The organism is Xanthomonas hydrangeae (genome assembly GCF_032697525.1).
Lineage (GTDB): Bacteria > Pseudomonadota > Gammaproteobacteria > Xanthomonadales > Xanthomonadaceae > Xanthomonas > Xanthomonas hydrangeae.
The window spans coordinates 5136534-5152047 of record NZ_CP103836.1 but is presented as its reverse complement, the minus strand read 5'-3'; the positions used below and the strand labels follow the sequence as shown (position 1 = coordinate 5152047).

The window sequence follows — 15514 nt, the reverse complement described above, 5'->3', positions numbered from 1 at the left end:
GGAAGGCGTGCGCGTCAGCGCAGCACGCCGTTGAGGCCGGGGGCCGGGCTGAGCGTGTTGCGCGACTCGACGCTGAAATCGCGCTGCTTCTTGTCCTGCGGGGTCGCCCATACCGTGCCCTTGAGCGTGTACGGCAGCGAGCGGCCGCTGGCGAGCACGTCGGCGACGGTGAGGCGGCCCAGCGAGGTCGGCTGCAGGGTGACAGTCACCACGTCGGCGGTCTCCGGGCCGATCGAAATACCCACGGCCTGGTCGAGCTTGCCGGCCAGCTGGTCGCCGGCGGAGATCTCCAGCGCCACGCGCTCGAACTGCATCGGGATGCTGCTGTAGTTCTGCAGCCGCAGGTCCACCGACCAGCCGCCATCCGGGCGCACGGTCAGCTGCTGGATGCGGGCTGCCGGCTCGGACACGCGGCGCACCGCGCCGCCACAGGCGCTCAGCAGCAGGGCGCAGGTCAGCGACACAATCACAAGGCGATAGGCACGACGCATGTACTCGGATCCTTGGCTGGATAAGGCGGCGCCAAGAATACTACGCAGTAAGGTTGCTGCCTTGCTGCCTTGCTGCCTTGCTGCGTGCACGGTGCGGAGGGCGTGCGGTCAGGGCGCTGCACTCACGGCAATGGCGCAGCCACGATCAACGGCGACAGGTCGTAGCCCATCTGCGTGGCCTGGCGCTTGAGTTGCTCGAACTGCGCGCGCTGCATCTGCGGCGAGCGCGACAGGATCCACAGGTACTTGCGATCCGGCTCGCCGACCACTGCCCATTGGTAGTCCGGGTCGAGCGCGATCACCCAATAGTCGGCCCACACCAGCGGCAGCCAGCTCAGCCATTCCGGAGCGAAGCGCACCTGCAACTGGCCGGGTTGCCCGGCGACCGGCCGCGCCACACCCTCGGCCTGGGTCAGGGCGCCATCGGCAGTGCGGCAGCCGTTACGCACGCCGATCAAGCCATCGTCGCGCAAGGTGTAGCTGGCGGTGATGTCGCTGCGGCACTTCTTCTGGAACGACACCGGCAGGTGCGCGATCTCGTGCCACTGCCCGGCGTAGCGTGAGATGTCCAGCTGCGGCACCGCGCGTATCGGCTGTTGGGCAATAGCGGTCAATGGCAGCAGCAAAGCGAACGACAGCAGCAGGCGGGGCAGGCGCATGACAATCTCCTCGGGACGCGCGCAGGCTAGGCCATGCCACCCGCCGCGCGGCGTGAACCGGCGCAAGAAACCCGGCTGCCGGCACCGGCCCGCAACAAAGTTGCGCGCAAGGCTTGCCCAAACTGCGCCTGCTCGCTATGATGCGCGTCCTCGCAACGCAGGCATCGCGTTGCAGGTAGTGGCCGAGTAGCTCAGTTGGTAGAGCAGGGGATTGAAAATCCCCGTGTCGGCGGTTCGATTCCGTCCTCGGCCACCATTTCACAGCCTTCATTCGCAAGGCTTTCCGGCAATCGCCGGGTTTTTAGACTCTTGCTGTGTTTCCTTTGAGCCAGACCTGCATACAGATCGGCGGGTGGTTTTGTCGTGTCTGTCGGGGAGTGCTTTGACGATGAGGCTGTGTCGCGAACCGTCTTTGCAAATCGGCTCGAATGACGCTGCAAGTTGCCGTCGCAGTCAATCCGCGTGGCGTCTTGCTCGGTCTCGTGATGAGCGCTTTGCTTCCACGTCGTCTTCAACTGCGCGTGGCGATACTTGCGCGCATGACGCACAAGACACTTCGACGCACGTTGATTCATGGGTACTGCGGTGAGTTCCGCGTGGAGACGTTGGAAAGCCAGGCGCCTGGCGCGACGTTGTGGCTTTCGACCGCATTCGTCTACCACCGCGACCGCGCATCGCCGGTGGCCACGATCGAGGGCGCCGGGCAGGGCGAGTATCGCGGCGATGCGCGTGAGCAGGCGCTGCGCGTCGGCTCCTGCCTGGCGGAGTTTCTGGATCCGAAGGAATACCGAGTTCGCGAGACCTAGCGCCGCCACAACGGTGTGTGAGTTGTTGGCTGTGCGCAGGTGGTGCTCAGTCGCCTGTGGTGTTGCAGCGCGAGGTACTCCGCAACGCATCACCGTTCGAGGAGCCTGCATGGCCGGGTATTCTTGTAGCCTTGATCGGACGAAGGAACGGCAATGACGAAACACCACTGGTGGTTGGCAATGGCACTGGCTGCGGCCGTGCCGTGTGGCGCGTCCACGCTGCCTGCCAATGCGTCGAAGTTGCTGCCTGCCGGGCAGACGGTGATCGGCGTTGCCAATGCGGATCTGACTGGAGACGGCCGGCAGGATTATGTGGTGGCCCTGCGCGCCTCGTCTGAAGGCACATTGGATGCGCTGCGCTCCAGTGGGCGCACTGCGCCTGTACGCACCTTGCTGGTTTTGGTGGCGAATGCGGATGGAGGCTTTGTCGAAGCCGGGCGCAATACGCGGGTGATCTTCAAGGCCGACGAAGGCGGCCAGTGCGATCCGTTTCTGGATGGCGAAGAAGGCTTGGTGGCGAAGGGCGCGTATTTCACCGTACAGAATGGCGTATCGTGCGGGCAGCATTGGACCGACTACATCACCTTCCGCTACGACCGTGCGCGCGGCGGGTTCTTTTTCCACAAGCGTGTGACGGAAAGCTGGGAGATGAATACCGATGACAGGCCTGACGCCGATGCGATGCGGATGAGCGAGCACACCGAGATCAAGGCCGACCCGCGCAAGCCGGTGTCGCTGTCGGCGTACACGCCGACGCCGTGATGGCATGGCGCTGCGATCAGCCGCCTGTCGGCCTCCAGTTGTCCATGTTGCGCCGATAGACCAACAGACGCGGTGCCTTGGCCACCTGCACCGAGGCCTGGCGATCGCCGGCAATCAGCGAAAACCCGATGTCTGCGAGCATGCGCGATAGCGCATTGGCATTGCCGCGGCCCGGGTCGCTGATGACGATCTCGCACGAGGGCTTGGCAAGTGCGGGGACGAGTTTTGCCAGCATGGTGGCGTGGCGGGTTTCGTAAAGCACGTCGCTGGCGATGATCATGTCGAACTGGCCCATGTTCGGTGCGCCGGTGTCCCAGTCCAGGCGCCGATACGGCACCGATTCCAGCGAATTGAGCGCAGCGTTGTAGGCCAGAAACACTTCGGCCAGCGGGTGGTGATCGCTGGCGACGACGTCGGCGCCGCGCCTGCGCAGCACCAGACTCGCCAGCCCCAAGCCGCAACCGAGTTCGAGGATGCGTCTGCCTTCGATCGGGCGCGTGGCCATCGCTTCTGCCAGCAGTTGCCCGGCCGGCCAGACCTGGCCGAACAGACTCCACTGCGCGGACGAAATGCCCGCGTCAGCTGCGCTTTCATCGGGATCGGCGTACTGCTGCTTGTCGGCCAGTGCGCGAATGACGTAGGTCAGTTGCCCGAAGGTCAACTCGTGAATCTGGGTCTGGTAGCCCGGCACGGTGATACCGCATGGTCGCCAGAGGAAGGCACTGGCGCGGAAAAGAATGCGCGCATCGGGGCCGGAACGGCCGGACGAGGCGCAGGAGCTGCTTGGTGCCCGCGCATGCTACGGCAAAACCTTGCCGATGCACGTCTGCGGATGTCAAGGCATGGCAGCGTATGGCGCCACGCTTGGCCGGCTTGCAGCAAGCGACCATGTTTGCAATGGCTCACAGCTGCGCGCTCGCATGCAAGCCGACGCTGGCGGTTATGGTCGCCGGATTGCGGACGACAAGGTGGCAGCGATGAAGAACTGGGTGTTCCTGGCGGTGGCAATCTGCGCAGAAGTCACCGCGACTTCGGCGCTCAAATCCAGCGAAGGCTTCACGCGCTTGTGGCCATCGCTGCTGACGGTGCTGGGCTACGGCATTTCGTTTTATTTTCTGGGGCTCACATTGCGTGTCATCCCGGTCGGCATCGCCTACGCCCTGTGGTCGGGCGCGGGCATCGTGCTGATTTCGCTGGTGGCGTGGGCACTCCATGGGCAACGGCTGGATGCACCGGCGATGCTGGGTATGGGGTTGATCGCGGCTGGGGCAGTGGTGATCAATGTGTTTTCCAAGGTTGCGCCACATTAGCCTGCACGGGCGAGCGCTGCCGTAATGGCAAAACGTACGCAGCGCATGTGAGGAGTCAACTAACCGCCTCCAACTAGACTCCGGTCATGAACATTGCCCTGCGCAGAAGATGCACTTGAACGATCCCGGTCACGGAGCGCCATGTGCGTCCCACATCAGCGGATCTCGCGGTCCTGCTGTCGAGAAGCAACGCTCGGATATCTTTTTTGCCGCAGTGGAAACCACGCGGATGCCGATGACGGTGACCGACCCGCATCTGTTGGATAACCCCATCGTGTTCGCCAACCGCGCATTCCTGGAAATGACCGGGTACTCGTCGGAAGAGGTCATCGGCCACAATTGCCGCTTTCTGCAGGGGCCGGACACCGATCCTGCCAACGTCAACGAGGTTCGCGATTCCATCGCCAACCGTCGCGCATTTGCCACCGAAGTGCTGAATTACCGCAAGGACGGTTCTCCGTTCTGGAATGCGCTGTTCGTCTCGCCGGTGTTCGATGACAAGGGCGAGCTGGTGTATTTCTTCGGTTCGCAGCTGGATGTGAGCCGTCGCCGCGATGCCGAGGATGCCTTGCGTCAGGCGCAGAAGATGGAAGCGCTGGGTCAATTGACCGGCGGTATCGCGCACGATTTCAATAATCTGCTGCAGGTGATGTCCGGCCATCTGGAAGTGATCCAGATGATGGCTGCGGACGGCGGTGGTAATGCCAAACGCATTGCATTCAGTGCCGAGCAGGCGGCCGCTGCTGCGGCCAAGGCGGCCACATTGACCCAGCAATTGCTCGCATTTTCGCGCAAGCAGAAGTTGCGCGGCGGCGTGGTGAATCTCAACGGTCTGGTGTCGGGCATGAACAACATGGCCGAGCGCACGCTGGGCGACGACATCAGCCTGCGGCAGTCGCTGCAAGAGGGGCTGTGGAATTGTCAGATCGACACTACCCAGGCCGAGGTGGCACTGCTGAATGTGTTGATCAACGCGCGCGATGCGATGGCCTATGCCGAGCGCAAGGAAGTCACGGTACAGACGCAGAATGTGGAGATCATCAGCCACGATCTGTCCGCGTATCACCAGTTGGCACCGGGCCGCTATGTGAGCATCGCGGTGCGCGACACCGGCTCGGGCATGCCGCCGGACATCGCCAGCCGGGTCATGGAGCCGTTCTTCACCACCAAGGAAGAAGGCCAGGGCACCGGGCTGGGGTTGTCGATGGTGTACGGCTTCGTCAAGCAGTCTGGCGGCACCGTGCGCATCCATAGCGAAGTGGGCGAGGGCACCACGGTGCGGCTGTATTTCCCGGCATCCAGCGAGTATGCGGACGACGTGCAGGCGGTCAAACAGCGCGTGATCGAGCAGGACGGTAGCGAGAACATCCTGATCGTGGAAGACAAGCAGGACGTGGCGTTGGTCGCCAAGCTCTTTCTGGAAGGTGCCGGCTACCGTGTCCTGTGCGCATCCAGCGGACGCGAAGCAATTGCAGTGCTGGAGCTGCATCCGGAGGTGAATGCGTTGTTCACCGATCTGATCATGCCGGGCGGCATGAATGGTGTGGTGCTCGCACGCGAGGCCTGCCGCATGCTGCCCAACATCAAGATTCTGCTCACCACCGGCTACGCCGATGCCGGCATCCAGCGCACCGACGTGGATGGCGCGGAGTTCGGCGTGGTCAACAAGCCGTATACGCAGAAGGAATTGCTCAAGCGTATCCGCTTGTTGCTGGACGGGCCTGTTGGTGTCTGTTGAGCGGTGTTTGCCGAGGCAATGCGGATGCCTGGTTGAAAAGTGTCGCAGCCAAGAGCGACTAATAAAACCGAGCGAGCGGTCAAAACAGTAGCAAGCGGTCGCCTGGCGGTGAGCGTAGTGGTTTTGTTGGTCGCCTCTTGTTGGATGCAGTCAGACGCCCATGGCACAAGCTGAGTCGGTCGAGGGCGCGGTGCCCTCACCGCTCGCGGGACACGCCGCAAGTACGTCCATGTAGGCTCGGTGGCGGCATCCATGCCGCCACACGGTCCCGCAATCGGTGAGGGCACCGCGCCAGAAAGTGAGTCGGTTGCAAACAACTTACCTCTTACCTCACGCATTGCTTGCACCACGCACACCGACCATCTCGACGGGCCCTTGCCCGCCCACCCTCGCGGGACCTTACGCGGCATGGATGCCGCGTAAGAGCCTACATGGATGTACTTGCGGCGTGTCCCGCGAGGGTGGGCGGGCAAGGGCCCTGCAGCCAAGCCGAAGCCAAGCCGCAGATCATCCGACCTACAGCGAAGACCCAGATCATCCGCTCTGCAACGGACCGGCATGAAGTCGTTTTTAGCAGTTCTAAATGCGTGCTGCATTTAGAGCGGCTAACAAAACTACTGCGCGGCCTCCAGGCGTACGCGGATGGTGCTCGGAATCCTCATGTACCACTCTTACACTCCGGCCCCTGCGCGCCGTCCACGCCCACCTGACGGCCGCTCGCTACATTTTGTTAGCCGCTTTCAGTCGGCAGGCTGCGCGCCCGCCTGGTGGTGGGCGCAATGGCGCCCGAGCGCCGCGCTTACTCTTCGCTCATCGGTGCGACATAGCCATCAGGCTTGTCGGCATTGCGCTCGAACAGGAACTTCTGCAATTCGGCTTCTAGAAACGCGCGGTGCTTGGGGTCACGTGGCGAGAGCCGGTTTTCGTTGATCAGCATGGTCTGATGCGCCAACCATGCCTGCCATGCGGTCTTGCCGATGTGTGCGAACACACGCTGGCCGAGTTCGCCGGGATACGGCACAAAATCCAGGCCGTCGGTGTCGCATTGCTGGTACTGGCAGAACACGGTGCGTGACATGCAAATTCCCTTGGGTACGCGCTCAACGTGCGCGCTTGGAGTGTGAGTGCGCCTTACAGAGCGTCGAGCAGTTTGCGGATCGGCGCTGGCAGGCCCAGCGCTGCGAGATCGGCGCGGGCCACCCAGCGCAGATTGTCATTGTCGCGCACCGTTGTACGCAGCGCGACCTTGCGGATGCGCAACGGCTGCAGATGCAGGCGGTAATGGCTGAAGGTGTGCACGATCAGTGGCATCTCATCGGCACGCTCGTAATCACCTTGGATATGGTTGGCGAACCATGCGCGCATGCCGCTATCGGTCTCGGCCTGTGGCAGCGTCCATAGCGAAGCCCAGATACCGGTCGGCGGGCGGCGCTGCAGCAGGATCTGGTTGTCTGCGTTTTCCAGCAGCAGCGCGGTGGCTTCGCGCTCGGGTAATTGTTTGCCGGGCTTGGGCGTGGGCAATGCTTCCACCAGGCCCTCGCGGCGCGCCACGCAATCGTCCTGCAACGGACACAGCACGCAGGCCGGCTTTGCGCGTGTGCATAGCGTGGCGCCGAAATCCATTTGCGCTTGCGTGTAGTCGGCCAGGCGGCCGGCCGGTACATGCGTGACATGCGTCGTCGCCAGTTGCCATAACTGCTTTTCGATCACCGGCAGGCCGGGATAGCCGGCAATGCCATGGAAGCGCGTCATCACGCGTTTCACGTTGCCGTCCATGATGGCAAAGCGGTCGTTCCAGGCCTGGCTGAGGATGGCGCCCGCCGTGCTGCGGCCGATGCCGGGCAACGCGAGCAGTGCATCGAAATCGCGTGGCAGCTCGCCATCGTGCAAGGCGACGCATTGCCTGGCGGCCGCATGCAGGTTGCGTGCACGTGCGTAGTAGCCCAGCCCGGCCCAGTGCGCCATCACGGTGTCGTTGTCGGCCGCAGCCAGGTCGGCCAGGGTCGGGAAGCTGGCGACGAACTTCTGGAAATACGGAATGACCACCGCGACCTGGGTCTGCTGCAGCATGATTTCCGACAGCCACACGCGGTAGGGCGCGCGCGGATGCTGCCAGGGCAGATCGTGACGACCGTGGCCGTCGAACCAGTGCAGCAGGCGGTGGACGAAAGCGTCAGCGGTGGGAGTGGCGTGGTCGGCTGGCATGGGCTCTGCTGGCGATGACTTCATAACGGCTGCAGACGCATGCAAGCGCCTGCCGATCAGCTGCCCAACGCTTCCGGCAGCAACGCATCGACGAAGGCGACCGGGTCGAACACGCGCAGATCTTCCGGGCGCTCGCCGATGCCGGCAAAGCGGATCGGAATATTGAACTCGCGCGCCAGCGCGAACACCACGCCGCCCTTGGCGGTGCCGTCGAGCTTGGTGACCACCAGGCCGGTGACGCTGACGGCGGCATGGAACTGGCGCAGCTGCGAAATGGCGTTCTGGCCGGTGGTGCCGTCGATGACCATCAGCACTTCGTGCGGTGCGGCGGCGTCGATCTTGCCGAGCACGCGGCGGATCTTGCCGAGCTCGTTCATCAGCCCGGTCTGGGTGTGCAGGCGGCCGGCGGTGTCGGCGATCAAGACCTCGGTGCCGCGCGCCTTGGCGGCCTGCAGCGCGTCGAACGCCACCGAGGCGGCATCGGCGTTTTGCCCCTGCGCGATCACGGCCACGCCGTTGCGGTCGCCCCAGGCCTGCAGCTGCGCCACCGCGGCGGCGCGGAAGGTGTCGCCGGCGGCCAGCATCAGGCTATTGCCTTCGTCCTTGAAGCGCTTGGCGAGCTTGCCGATGGTGGTGGTCTTGCCAACGCCGTTGACGCCCACGGTGAGAATCACGAACGGCTTGACCGAGCGGTCGATGACCAGCGGTTTGGAGACCGGTTGCAGCAGCGCGATGAGATCGGCGCGCAGCGCCTTGAACATCGCCTGTGCATCGACGAACTCGCGCGACTTCATGCGCTTGCGCAGGCCTTCGACCAATGCGGTGGTCGCGCCGATACCGACGTCGGCGGTGATCAGTGCGGTTTCGATCTCGTCGAGCAGATCGTCGTCGAGCTTGGGGTTGCGCGAGAACAGACCGCCGAAGCTGCGCGCGAAGGTGCTGTTGCGCAGACGATCGCGCCAGCCCGGCTTGCCGGCCGGGGCTGCGGGTAGTGCATCGCGCTGGCCAACGATGCTGTCGTTGTCCTGGCTAGTCGGCAGCAGGGTGCTGACGACGACCGGCGGGGTGACGACGGGCGTGGCGACGGTGGGGGTTACGGCAACGGCCGGAGCCGCAGATGGCGGTGCAGCGGCAGGCGGTGCAACGACAGCTGGTGTTGCAGCTGGCGGGGCGGCAGGTGCCGCAGTCGTCGATGGTGCGGCAGGTGCAAGCGCAGGAGTCGCAGTCTGCGACGGCGCCGCAGGCTGCGCGGGTGCAGCAGCAGGCAGCAATGGCGCGGTGTGTGGCTGCGCAACAACCGGCGCCACCACCACTGGAGTGGGGGCTTCTGTCGTGACGGACGGTTTGGGATCAGGCAGCGCCTGCAATGCCGAAAGCGCGGGCGTTGCCGGCGGGGCAGGCGCGGTGGGCACTGCGGCGATGCTCTGGGCCTGCCCGGTACGCGCGGCGATATCTTGCGCAAGCTGCTCGGCCGGAGCGGCAGCGGGCGTGGGAGTCGCCGGCTCGGCCTGTGCGGCAGCAGGCGTGGCAACCGGTGCAGCAACCGGCACCGCTGCTGGCGTGCCGCTCGGCGTAGTGGCCGGCATGGCCTCAACCGGCGAAACCGGGGGGGCGGCAGAAGGTGCGGTCGGAAATGCGGCTGCCAGTTCTTCCAGGCTGTAGCGCGAGGTACGCGCGCTGTCGGGCGTGGTTGGCTTGTTGCGGCGAAAGAAGCTGGCCATTGGCAACGCAGTTGGGGAAACCCGAAATTCTACCATCCGGACCCTGGCTCGCCTTGACGCGACCTTCAGCGCCGCCTCATCCGGGGCAGCATCCGGTGTGCTGCATGATCGCCGCAAGGACTACGCAAATCACATCGCAATGGCAACCCAAATCCTGCCGAATTCGGCATTTGCGCCAGCCGTATGTCAGCGCCGATTTTTCGCTTACAACTGACCTTTGAGCGCGCGGTAATCGCGCGGCGTCATGCCAACCGTGGCCTTGAATTGGCGTGCGAACGCGCTCTGGTCGGCAAAGCCGCAACGTTGCCCGATGCTGGCGATGCTGTCGTCGCCGTACAGCAGCCGCATCGCCGATTCGATGCGCAGCTTAGTCAGCAGTTGCTGCGGTGTCACCTGGAATACGCGGCGGAAATGCCGCTCCAGCTGCGCCACCGACAAGCCTGCCAGGTCGGCCAGGCTCTGCACGCGCAGGTTGTCGCCGAAGTTGGCCTGCATGTGCTCCATCACCTGGCTCAAGCGTTCGTACGCGGAGTGACGGCTGTCGGGCTGGCCCAGATCGCGCGAAATACCCACGATGCCGATCACTTCGTTTGCTTCGCACAGCGGGCGCTTGAAGGTCAGGCACCAGCCGGGCAGGCGATTGGGGTACAGATGCACCTCCAATTGATTGTCGATGAGCTCGCCGCACAGTACACGGCGGTCCTGCATCATGTAGCTTCCGCCCAGCGGCAGCGGGAACACTTCCAGCGGCGAGCGGCCGATGATTTCGCTGCGCAGCTTGCGTCCCAGCCGGCGCACGAGCGTAAGGTTGCAGTGGGTGTAGCGGCCCTGCCCATCCTTGATGAAGAACACCACGTCCGGCAGTGCGTCGAACAGCGTCTGCATTTCCAGCGCGGGAAGGTTGAGGTCCATCGGCGTCATGGTGGCGGTCACGATTGACGGCTGCACGAAAGGCGCGGCCCAGCAATGATCCTAGCGCAAACGCGGGGCTGTGAACCGGGTTGTCGATTGTGCAGATTTCCGCATTTGCAACTCGCATTGGACGCTAGTCGCCTGCCAGCCCGCAGTGGGAGCATGAGCCATGCACACCATCGACGTCATCGACTCTCATACGGCCGGCGAACCTACCCGCGTGGTCCTCTCCGGCTTCCCCGATCTGGGCGATGGCGATCTGGCGCAGTGTCGCGAGCGGTTTCGCAGCGATTTCGATCAGTGGCGCAGCGCGATCGCCTGCGAACCACGCGGCTCGGACACCATGGTCGGCGCCTTGCTGCTGCCGCCACGCGACCCCAGCGCCTGCACCGGGGTGATCTTCTTCAACAACGTCGGCTACCTGGGCATGTGCGGACACGGCACCATCGGAGTGGTGCGCACGCTGGCCGCGCTGGGGCGCATCGCGCCGGGCCAGCATCGCATCGAAACCCCGGTCGGCACGGTCGGCGTGGAGCTGGCCGAAGACGGCACGGTGTCGGTCGAAAATGTCGAGAGTTATCGCTTTGCGACCGGCGTGGAGGTGGACGTGCCCGGGCATGGCAGGGTGCGCGGCGATGTGGCCTGGGGCGGCAACTGGTTCTTCATCACCGAGCAGGCGCCGTGTGTGCTGGATCTGACGCATCAGCGCGAGTTGACCGCTTATACCGAAGCGATCCGGCTGGCCTTGGAAGCGGCCGGCATCACCGGTGAGGCCGGTGGCGAGATCGACCATATCGAAGTCAATGGCCCCGCGCCCGATGCCAGCGGCCTGGCACGTAATTTCGTGCTGTGCCCGGGCCTGGCCTACGACCGCTCGCCGTGCGGCACCGGCACCAGCGCCAAACTGGCCTGCCTGGCCGCCGACGGCAAGCTGGGCGAGGGCGAACATTGGATGCAGCAAGGCATCCTGGGCAGCACGTTCGAAGGCAGTTATCGGTTGAGTGGGCGTGGCATTGCGCCGCGCATCAGTGGGCAGGCCTACATCACCGCGCGCTCGCAGTTGTCGATCGACCCGGCCGACCCGTTCGCCTGGGGCATCGTGGCCTGATGCATCAGCTGCCGCGCGCGCAGGGGAGTGCCGGCGCAGCGCCTGCTGCGCCAGCCGGCGTGTCCGCGGCCGCGCAGACTGGTGATGCGGCGGCTGCATACGCCGCTGCACGAACAGACACGCACACATCGCCGTCGGCAGCGTCCACGCGACGCAGCTACGACTTGGTTGTGATTGGCGCAGGCATTGTCGGCGCGGCCTGTGCCGAGGCGGCGGCTGGCGAAGGGCTGCGCGTGGCGATCGTCGAGCCGGGGCCGATCGGCGGCGGCTCCACCGCTGCAGCGATGGGGCACCTGGTGGCGATGGATGACGACCCGGCCGAGTTGGCGTTGTCGGCGTACTCGTTACGGCTGTGGGAACGGTTTGCGCAACTGAGCGAAGCCGAATTCAGCCGCTGCGGCACGCTGTGGGTGGCGCGCGATGCACGCGAGCTGGCGGCGGTGCCGGCCAAGATCGCGCGGCTGGCGGCAGCCGATCTGCATGCCGAAGCCATCGACGCGACGCAGTTGTACGCGCTGGAACCGCAACTGGTGCCGGGCCTGGCCGGCGGCATGCGCGTGCCCAATGAGGCCGTGGTGTACCCGCCGCGCGTGGCGCGGCATCTGGTGAGTCTGGCCTGCAAGGCGGGCGCGCAGCTGTTTGCTGGCCGCAAGGTGGAGCAGTTGCAGGCGCATGGGGTGCGTCTGGACGATGGCCAGCTGTTGGCCGGCCCGGTGCTGGTGGCCAGCGGTGTGGCCTTGCCGCAGTTGCTGCCCGAGCTGGCGTTGCGCCCACGCAAGGGCCATCTGGTCATCACCGATCGGCATCCGGGCTTGATCCGGCATCAGTTGCTGGAGTTGGGCTACGCGGATTCGGCGCATGGCGCCGACGACACCAGCGTGGCGTTCAATGTGCAGCCGCGACCGACCGGGCAAATCCTGATCGGCTCTTCGCGCCAGTTCGGCGAGCACGATCGCGCGCTGTCGATGCCGGTGCTGCAGCAGATGTTGCAGCGTGCGTTCGCCTATCTGCCGGTGTTGCGCGAGTTGCAGGCGATCCGGGTGTGGACCGGGTTGCGCCCGGCCACACCGGACGGGCGGCCGTATCTTGGGGCGGTGCCCGGCCGGCGCGATGTGTGGGTGGCCGCCGGTCACGAGGGGCTGGGTGTCACCACGGCGCTGGGGAGCGCACGGGTGATCGTGGACAGCTTGCTCGGGCGCACGCCGGTCATCGACCCGGCGCCTTATGCACCGGCACGTGCCGTGCACGGTGCGGCCGCATGAACGCGACAGTGCGTTTGCATGTAGATGCGCAACCGGTCGAAGTGCCGGCTGGCGCCAGCGTTGCCGCAGCGGTGGCGCTGGCGACGCTGCAGTTTCGGCAATCGTGCAGTGGCCAGCCGCGCGCGCCGTTGTGCGGCATGGGCGTGTGTTTCGAATGCCGGGTGCGTATCGATGGCATCGGCCAGCAACGCGCCTGCCTGGTGGATGCGCGCGACGGCATGCAGGTGCGCACCGATGGCTGAGCGCATGCAGCATTTCGATGTGTTGGTGATCGGAGCCGGCCCGGCCGGTCTGGCGGCGGCGCAGGCGGCGGCCAGTCATGGCGTGCGCGTGGGGCTGGTGGATATGCAGCCGCGGGCGGGCGGGCAGGTGTGGCGCAGCGATGTGCAACACGGTGCGCCGGCCGATGCGCGCGCGCTGTTGCAACAGGTGCAGGGCAATGCGGTGATCACGCTGCTGGCGCGCACGCAGATTCTGTTGGCGCAGCCGGGTTGGCTGTTGGCCGATGGCCCGGACGGCACGCTGCAACTGCATTACGCCGCGCTGGTGCTGGCCACCGGCGCGCGCGAATTGCTGCTGCCATTCCCGGGCTGGACCTTACCCGGCGTCACTGGCGCCGGCGCGGCGCAGGCGCTGGCCAAACAGGGCTGGTCGCTGGTCGGCAAGCGCGTGGTCGTCGCTGGTAGCGGCCCGTTGCTGCTGGCCAGTGCGTCCACCTTGCAACGGCATGGCGCACAGGTGCTTGGCATCCACGAACAGACATCGGCGGCTGCGTTGCGGCAGTTTGCGCTGCAGTTGTGGCGCTGGCCGGGCAAGGCGGCGCAGGCGGTGGCGTTGCGCCTGCAGTTGCGCGCGGTGGCGTATCGCGCCGGCAGCTTTGTTGTATCCGCGCACGGCGACACGCAACTGCGCGAAGTGGAGATCGAAGGGCCTGCCGGCCGTACGCGTATCGCTTGCGATCAACTGGCCGTTGGCTATGGCCTGGTGCCCAATACCGAACTTGCGCAACTGCTGGGGTGTCAGCTGGAAGCCTGCGGCGCGCATCAGCAAGTCCGCGTGGATGCGTTGCTGCGCACCAGCGTCACCCAGGTCTTTGCTGCAGGCGAAGCCTGCGGCATCGGCGGGCGCGATTGCGCGCTGATCGAAGGCGCGATGGCCGGACATATGGCCGCCGATGCACCTGATGCCGCGCTGCGCCTGCAGCCGCGGCGGCGTGCCGCGCGCGCGTTCGCGCGGTTATTGCAACAGCAGTTCGCACTGAATCCACGTATCCGCACGCTGGCGCAGCCCGACACGCTGGTGTGCCGCTGCGAAGACGTGCCGCTGGGCGCGTTGGACAACTTCAACGATGCACGCGATGCCAAGCTCGCTTCGCGCTGCGGCATGGGCGCCTGCCAGGGCCGTATCTGTGGCACTGCGCTGGCCGAACTAGGGCGCTGCCCGCCCGAACTTTCCACCGACGCCGGCCGCCGGCCGCCGTTGTTCCCGGTCCGCCTCGCGGCGCTGGCCGACCCGTTCACTTCCGACTCGCAAGGGAATCATCCATGAGCATTGCTGCGTTCTGGCACGGCGTGTTGCCGGCCATCACCACCCCGTTCACCGCCTCCGGTGAGATCGATCACGACTTCCTGGCCAAGCACGCCAATCAGCTGGTGGACGCCGGTTGCACCGCGATCGTGCCGCTGGGCTCGCTGGGCGAAGCGGCCACCCTGAGCGTGGACGACAAGCTGGCCGTGCTCAAGACGCTGATCACTGCATTGAACGGCCGCGTGCCGGTGGTGCCGGGCATCGCCAGCCTGGCGACCGGTGAAGCGGTGGCGCTGGCGAAAGCGGCCAAGGAACTCGGTTGCGGCGGGCTGATGGTGCTGCCGCCGTACGTCTACTCCACCGACTGGCGCGAGATGGGCGCGCATGTGCGCGCAGTGATCGCCGCAACCGACCTGCCGGTGATCCTGTACAACAACCCGGTGGCCTACAAGACCGACTTCGGCCCGGCGCAGATTGCCGAGCTGGCCGCCGAATTCCCGAACCTGCAGGCAGTGAAGGAATCCTCGGGCGATGTGCGCCGCTTCGCCGCATTGCAGGAGTTGCTGGGCGATCGTCTGGCGCTGCTGGTCGGCATGGACGATGCCATCGTCGAAGGCCTGAGCATGGGCGCCAAGGGCTGGATCGCCGGTCTGGTCAATGCGTACCCGAAGGAATCGGTGCGCCTGTTCGAACTCGCGCGCGATGGCGGGTATCCGGCGGCCAAGGAACTCTACGACTGGTTCCTGCCGCTGCTGCGCCTGGATACCGTGCCCAAGTTCGTGCAGTTGATCAAACTGGTGCAGGAAAAAGTGGGCATCGGCAGCGAGCGTGTGCGCGCCCCGCGCCTGGTGGTCGACGGTGCAGAGCGTGAGGCGGCGCTCAAGGTCATCGATCACGCGATCGCCACGGCACCGAAACTGTCCTGACGATGATGGCTTGCTGCACGCGATTGGCTGAGCGCCGCGCACGGAGTCACGCGCTGACGTGGCGGCCGGTGTAGCGAGACGTGTGTC

At 65.4% G+C, this 15514-nt stretch carries 16 protein-coding genes, 1 tRNA gene and 1 other RNA gene; 11 read left to right on the top strand and 7 right to left on the bottom strand.

The window, feature by feature from the left end; genetic code table 11:
- Positions 1–14 precede the first annotated feature (14 nt).
- Positions 15–491, bottom strand: a complete 477-nt coding sequence (locus tag NYR97_RS21730) for an LEA/WHy family protein (protein ID WP_316695747.1) — start codon at positions 489–491, stop codon at positions 15–17.
- Positions 492–613: 122 nt separating this feature from the next.
- Positions 614–1150 carry a lipocalin family protein gene (locus NYR97_RS21725; protein WP_316695744.1) on the bottom strand — a complete coding sequence of 179 codons (537 nt, stop codon included), beginning with the start codon at positions 1148–1150 and terminating at the stop codon, positions 614–616.
- 180 nt (positions 1151–1330) lie between these two features.
- Between NYR97_RS21725 and NYR97_RS21720 the strand changes: the two genes are divergently transcribed.
- The 3 genes from NYR97_RS21720 to NYR97_RS21710 all read left to right on the top strand — a co-directional run bounded on the left by NYR97_RS21720 (position 1331) and on the right by NYR97_RS21710 (position 2718).
- Positions 1331–1406, top strand: a tRNA-Phe gene (locus NYR97_RS21720).
- Positions 1407–1689: 283 nt separating this feature from the next.
- Positions 1690–1956 carry a hypothetical protein gene (locus NYR97_RS21715; protein ID WP_043889283.1) on the top strand — a complete coding sequence of 89 codons (267 nt, stop codon included), beginning with the start codon at positions 1690–1692 and terminating at the stop codon, positions 1954–1956.
- Between the two features lie 153 nt (positions 1957–2109).
- Entirely contained in the window at positions 2110–2718 is a 609-nt protein-coding gene (locus NYR97_RS21710; RefSeq protein ID WP_316695742.1) for a hypothetical protein, read from the top strand.
- A 16-nt stretch (positions 2719–2734) separates the two neighbouring features.
- On the opposite strand, the gene NYR97_RS21705 is transcribed toward NYR97_RS21710, so the two are convergent.
- Complete coding sequence (locus NYR97_RS21705) at positions 2735–3409, bottom strand: class I SAM-dependent methyltransferase (RefSeq protein ID WP_210763265.1); 675 nt, start codon at positions 3407–3409, stop codon at positions 2735–2737.
- Positions 3410–3695: 286 nt separating this feature from the next.
- On the opposite strand from NYR97_RS21705, the gene NYR97_RS21700 reads away from it, so the two are divergent.
- The 3 genes from NYR97_RS21700 to NYR97_RS21690 all read left to right on the top strand — a co-directional run bounded on the left by NYR97_RS21700 (position 3696) and on the right by NYR97_RS21690 (position 6502).
- Positions 3696–4028, top strand: coding sequence for an SMR family transporter (locus NYR97_RS21700; protein ID WP_043889818.1), 333 nt, complete (start codon positions 3696–3698; stop codon positions 4026–4028).
- A gap of 115 nt (positions 4029–4143) precedes the next feature.
- Positions 4144–5766 (top strand): histidine kinase famiy protein, encoded by a 1623-nt coding sequence (locus tag NYR97_RS21695; RefSeq protein ID WP_316695737.1) that lies wholly within the window; start codon positions 4144–4146, stop codon positions 5764–5766.
- A 660-nt stretch (positions 5767–6426) separates the two neighbouring features.
- Positions 6427–6502: non-coding RNA, sX9 sRNA (locus tag NYR97_RS21690), on the top strand.
- A 63-nt stretch (positions 6503–6565) separates the two neighbouring features.
- Here the strand turns inward: NYR97_RS21690 and NYR97_RS21685 are convergent.
- The 4 genes from NYR97_RS21685 to NYR97_RS21670 all read right to left on the bottom strand — a co-directional run bounded on the left by NYR97_RS21685 (position 6566) and on the right by NYR97_RS21670 (position 10613).
- Complete coding sequence (locus NYR97_RS21685) at positions 6566–6844, bottom strand: oxidative damage protection protein (RefSeq protein WP_006451832.1); 279 nt, start codon at positions 6842–6844, stop codon at positions 6566–6568.
- A gap of 53 nt (positions 6845–6897) precedes the next feature.
- Positions 6898–7971, bottom strand: a complete 1074-nt coding sequence (gene mutY, locus NYR97_RS21680) for an A/G-specific adenine glycosylase (RefSeq protein WP_316695734.1) — start codon at positions 7969–7971, stop codon at positions 6898–6900.
- 56 nt (positions 7972–8027) lie between these two features.
- A complete protein-coding gene (gene ftsY, locus NYR97_RS21675) occupies positions 8028–9692 on the bottom strand; it encodes a signal recognition particle-docking protein FtsY (RefSeq protein WP_316695731.1) in 1665 nt (554 codons plus the stop codon).
- Between the two features lie 204 nt (positions 9693–9896).
- A complete protein-coding gene (locus NYR97_RS21670; protein ID WP_316698429.1) occupies positions 9897–10613 on the bottom strand; it encodes an AraC family transcriptional regulator in 717 nt (238 codons plus the stop codon).
- A 160-nt stretch (positions 10614–10773) separates the two neighbouring features.
- Between NYR97_RS21670 and NYR97_RS21665 the strand changes: the two genes are divergently transcribed.
- The 5 genes from NYR97_RS21665 to NYR97_RS21645 are packed head-to-tail and all read left to right on the top strand — an operon-like array spanning position 10774 to position 15427.
- Positions 10774–11712 (top strand): proline racemase family protein, encoded by a 939-nt coding sequence (locus tag NYR97_RS21665; RefSeq protein ID WP_316695729.1) that lies wholly within the window; start codon positions 10774–10776, stop codon positions 11710–11712.
- The gene (locus NYR97_RS21660; RefSeq protein ID WP_316695728.1) at positions 11712–12974 is read left to right on the top strand and encodes an NAD(P)/FAD-dependent oxidoreductase; all 1263 of its coding nucleotides are present in this window, start codon (positions 11712–11714) and stop codon (positions 12972–12974) included. The genes NYR97_RS21665 and NYR97_RS21660 overlap by 1 nt, the downstream gene beginning before the upstream one ends.
- Positions 12971–13216 (top strand): 2Fe-2S iron-sulfur cluster-binding protein, encoded by a 246-nt coding sequence (locus NYR97_RS21655; RefSeq protein WP_205394428.1) that lies wholly within the window; start codon positions 12971–12973, stop codon positions 13214–13216. Before NYR97_RS21660 ends, NYR97_RS21655 begins: the two co-directional genes overlap by 4 nt.
- Positions 13209–14522, top strand: a complete 1314-nt coding sequence (locus tag NYR97_RS21650; RefSeq protein WP_316695726.1) for an FAD-dependent oxidoreductase — start codon at positions 13209–13211, stop codon at positions 14520–14522. Before NYR97_RS21655 ends, NYR97_RS21650 begins: the two co-directional genes overlap by 8 nt.
- The gene (locus tag NYR97_RS21645; RefSeq protein WP_205394430.1) at positions 14519–15427 is read left to right on the top strand and encodes a dihydrodipicolinate synthase family protein; all 909 of its coding nucleotides are present in this window, start codon (positions 14519–14521) and stop codon (positions 15425–15427) included. The genes NYR97_RS21650 and NYR97_RS21645 overlap by 4 nt, the downstream gene beginning before the upstream one ends.
- The last annotated feature ends 87 nt before the right edge of the window (positions 15428–15514 follow it).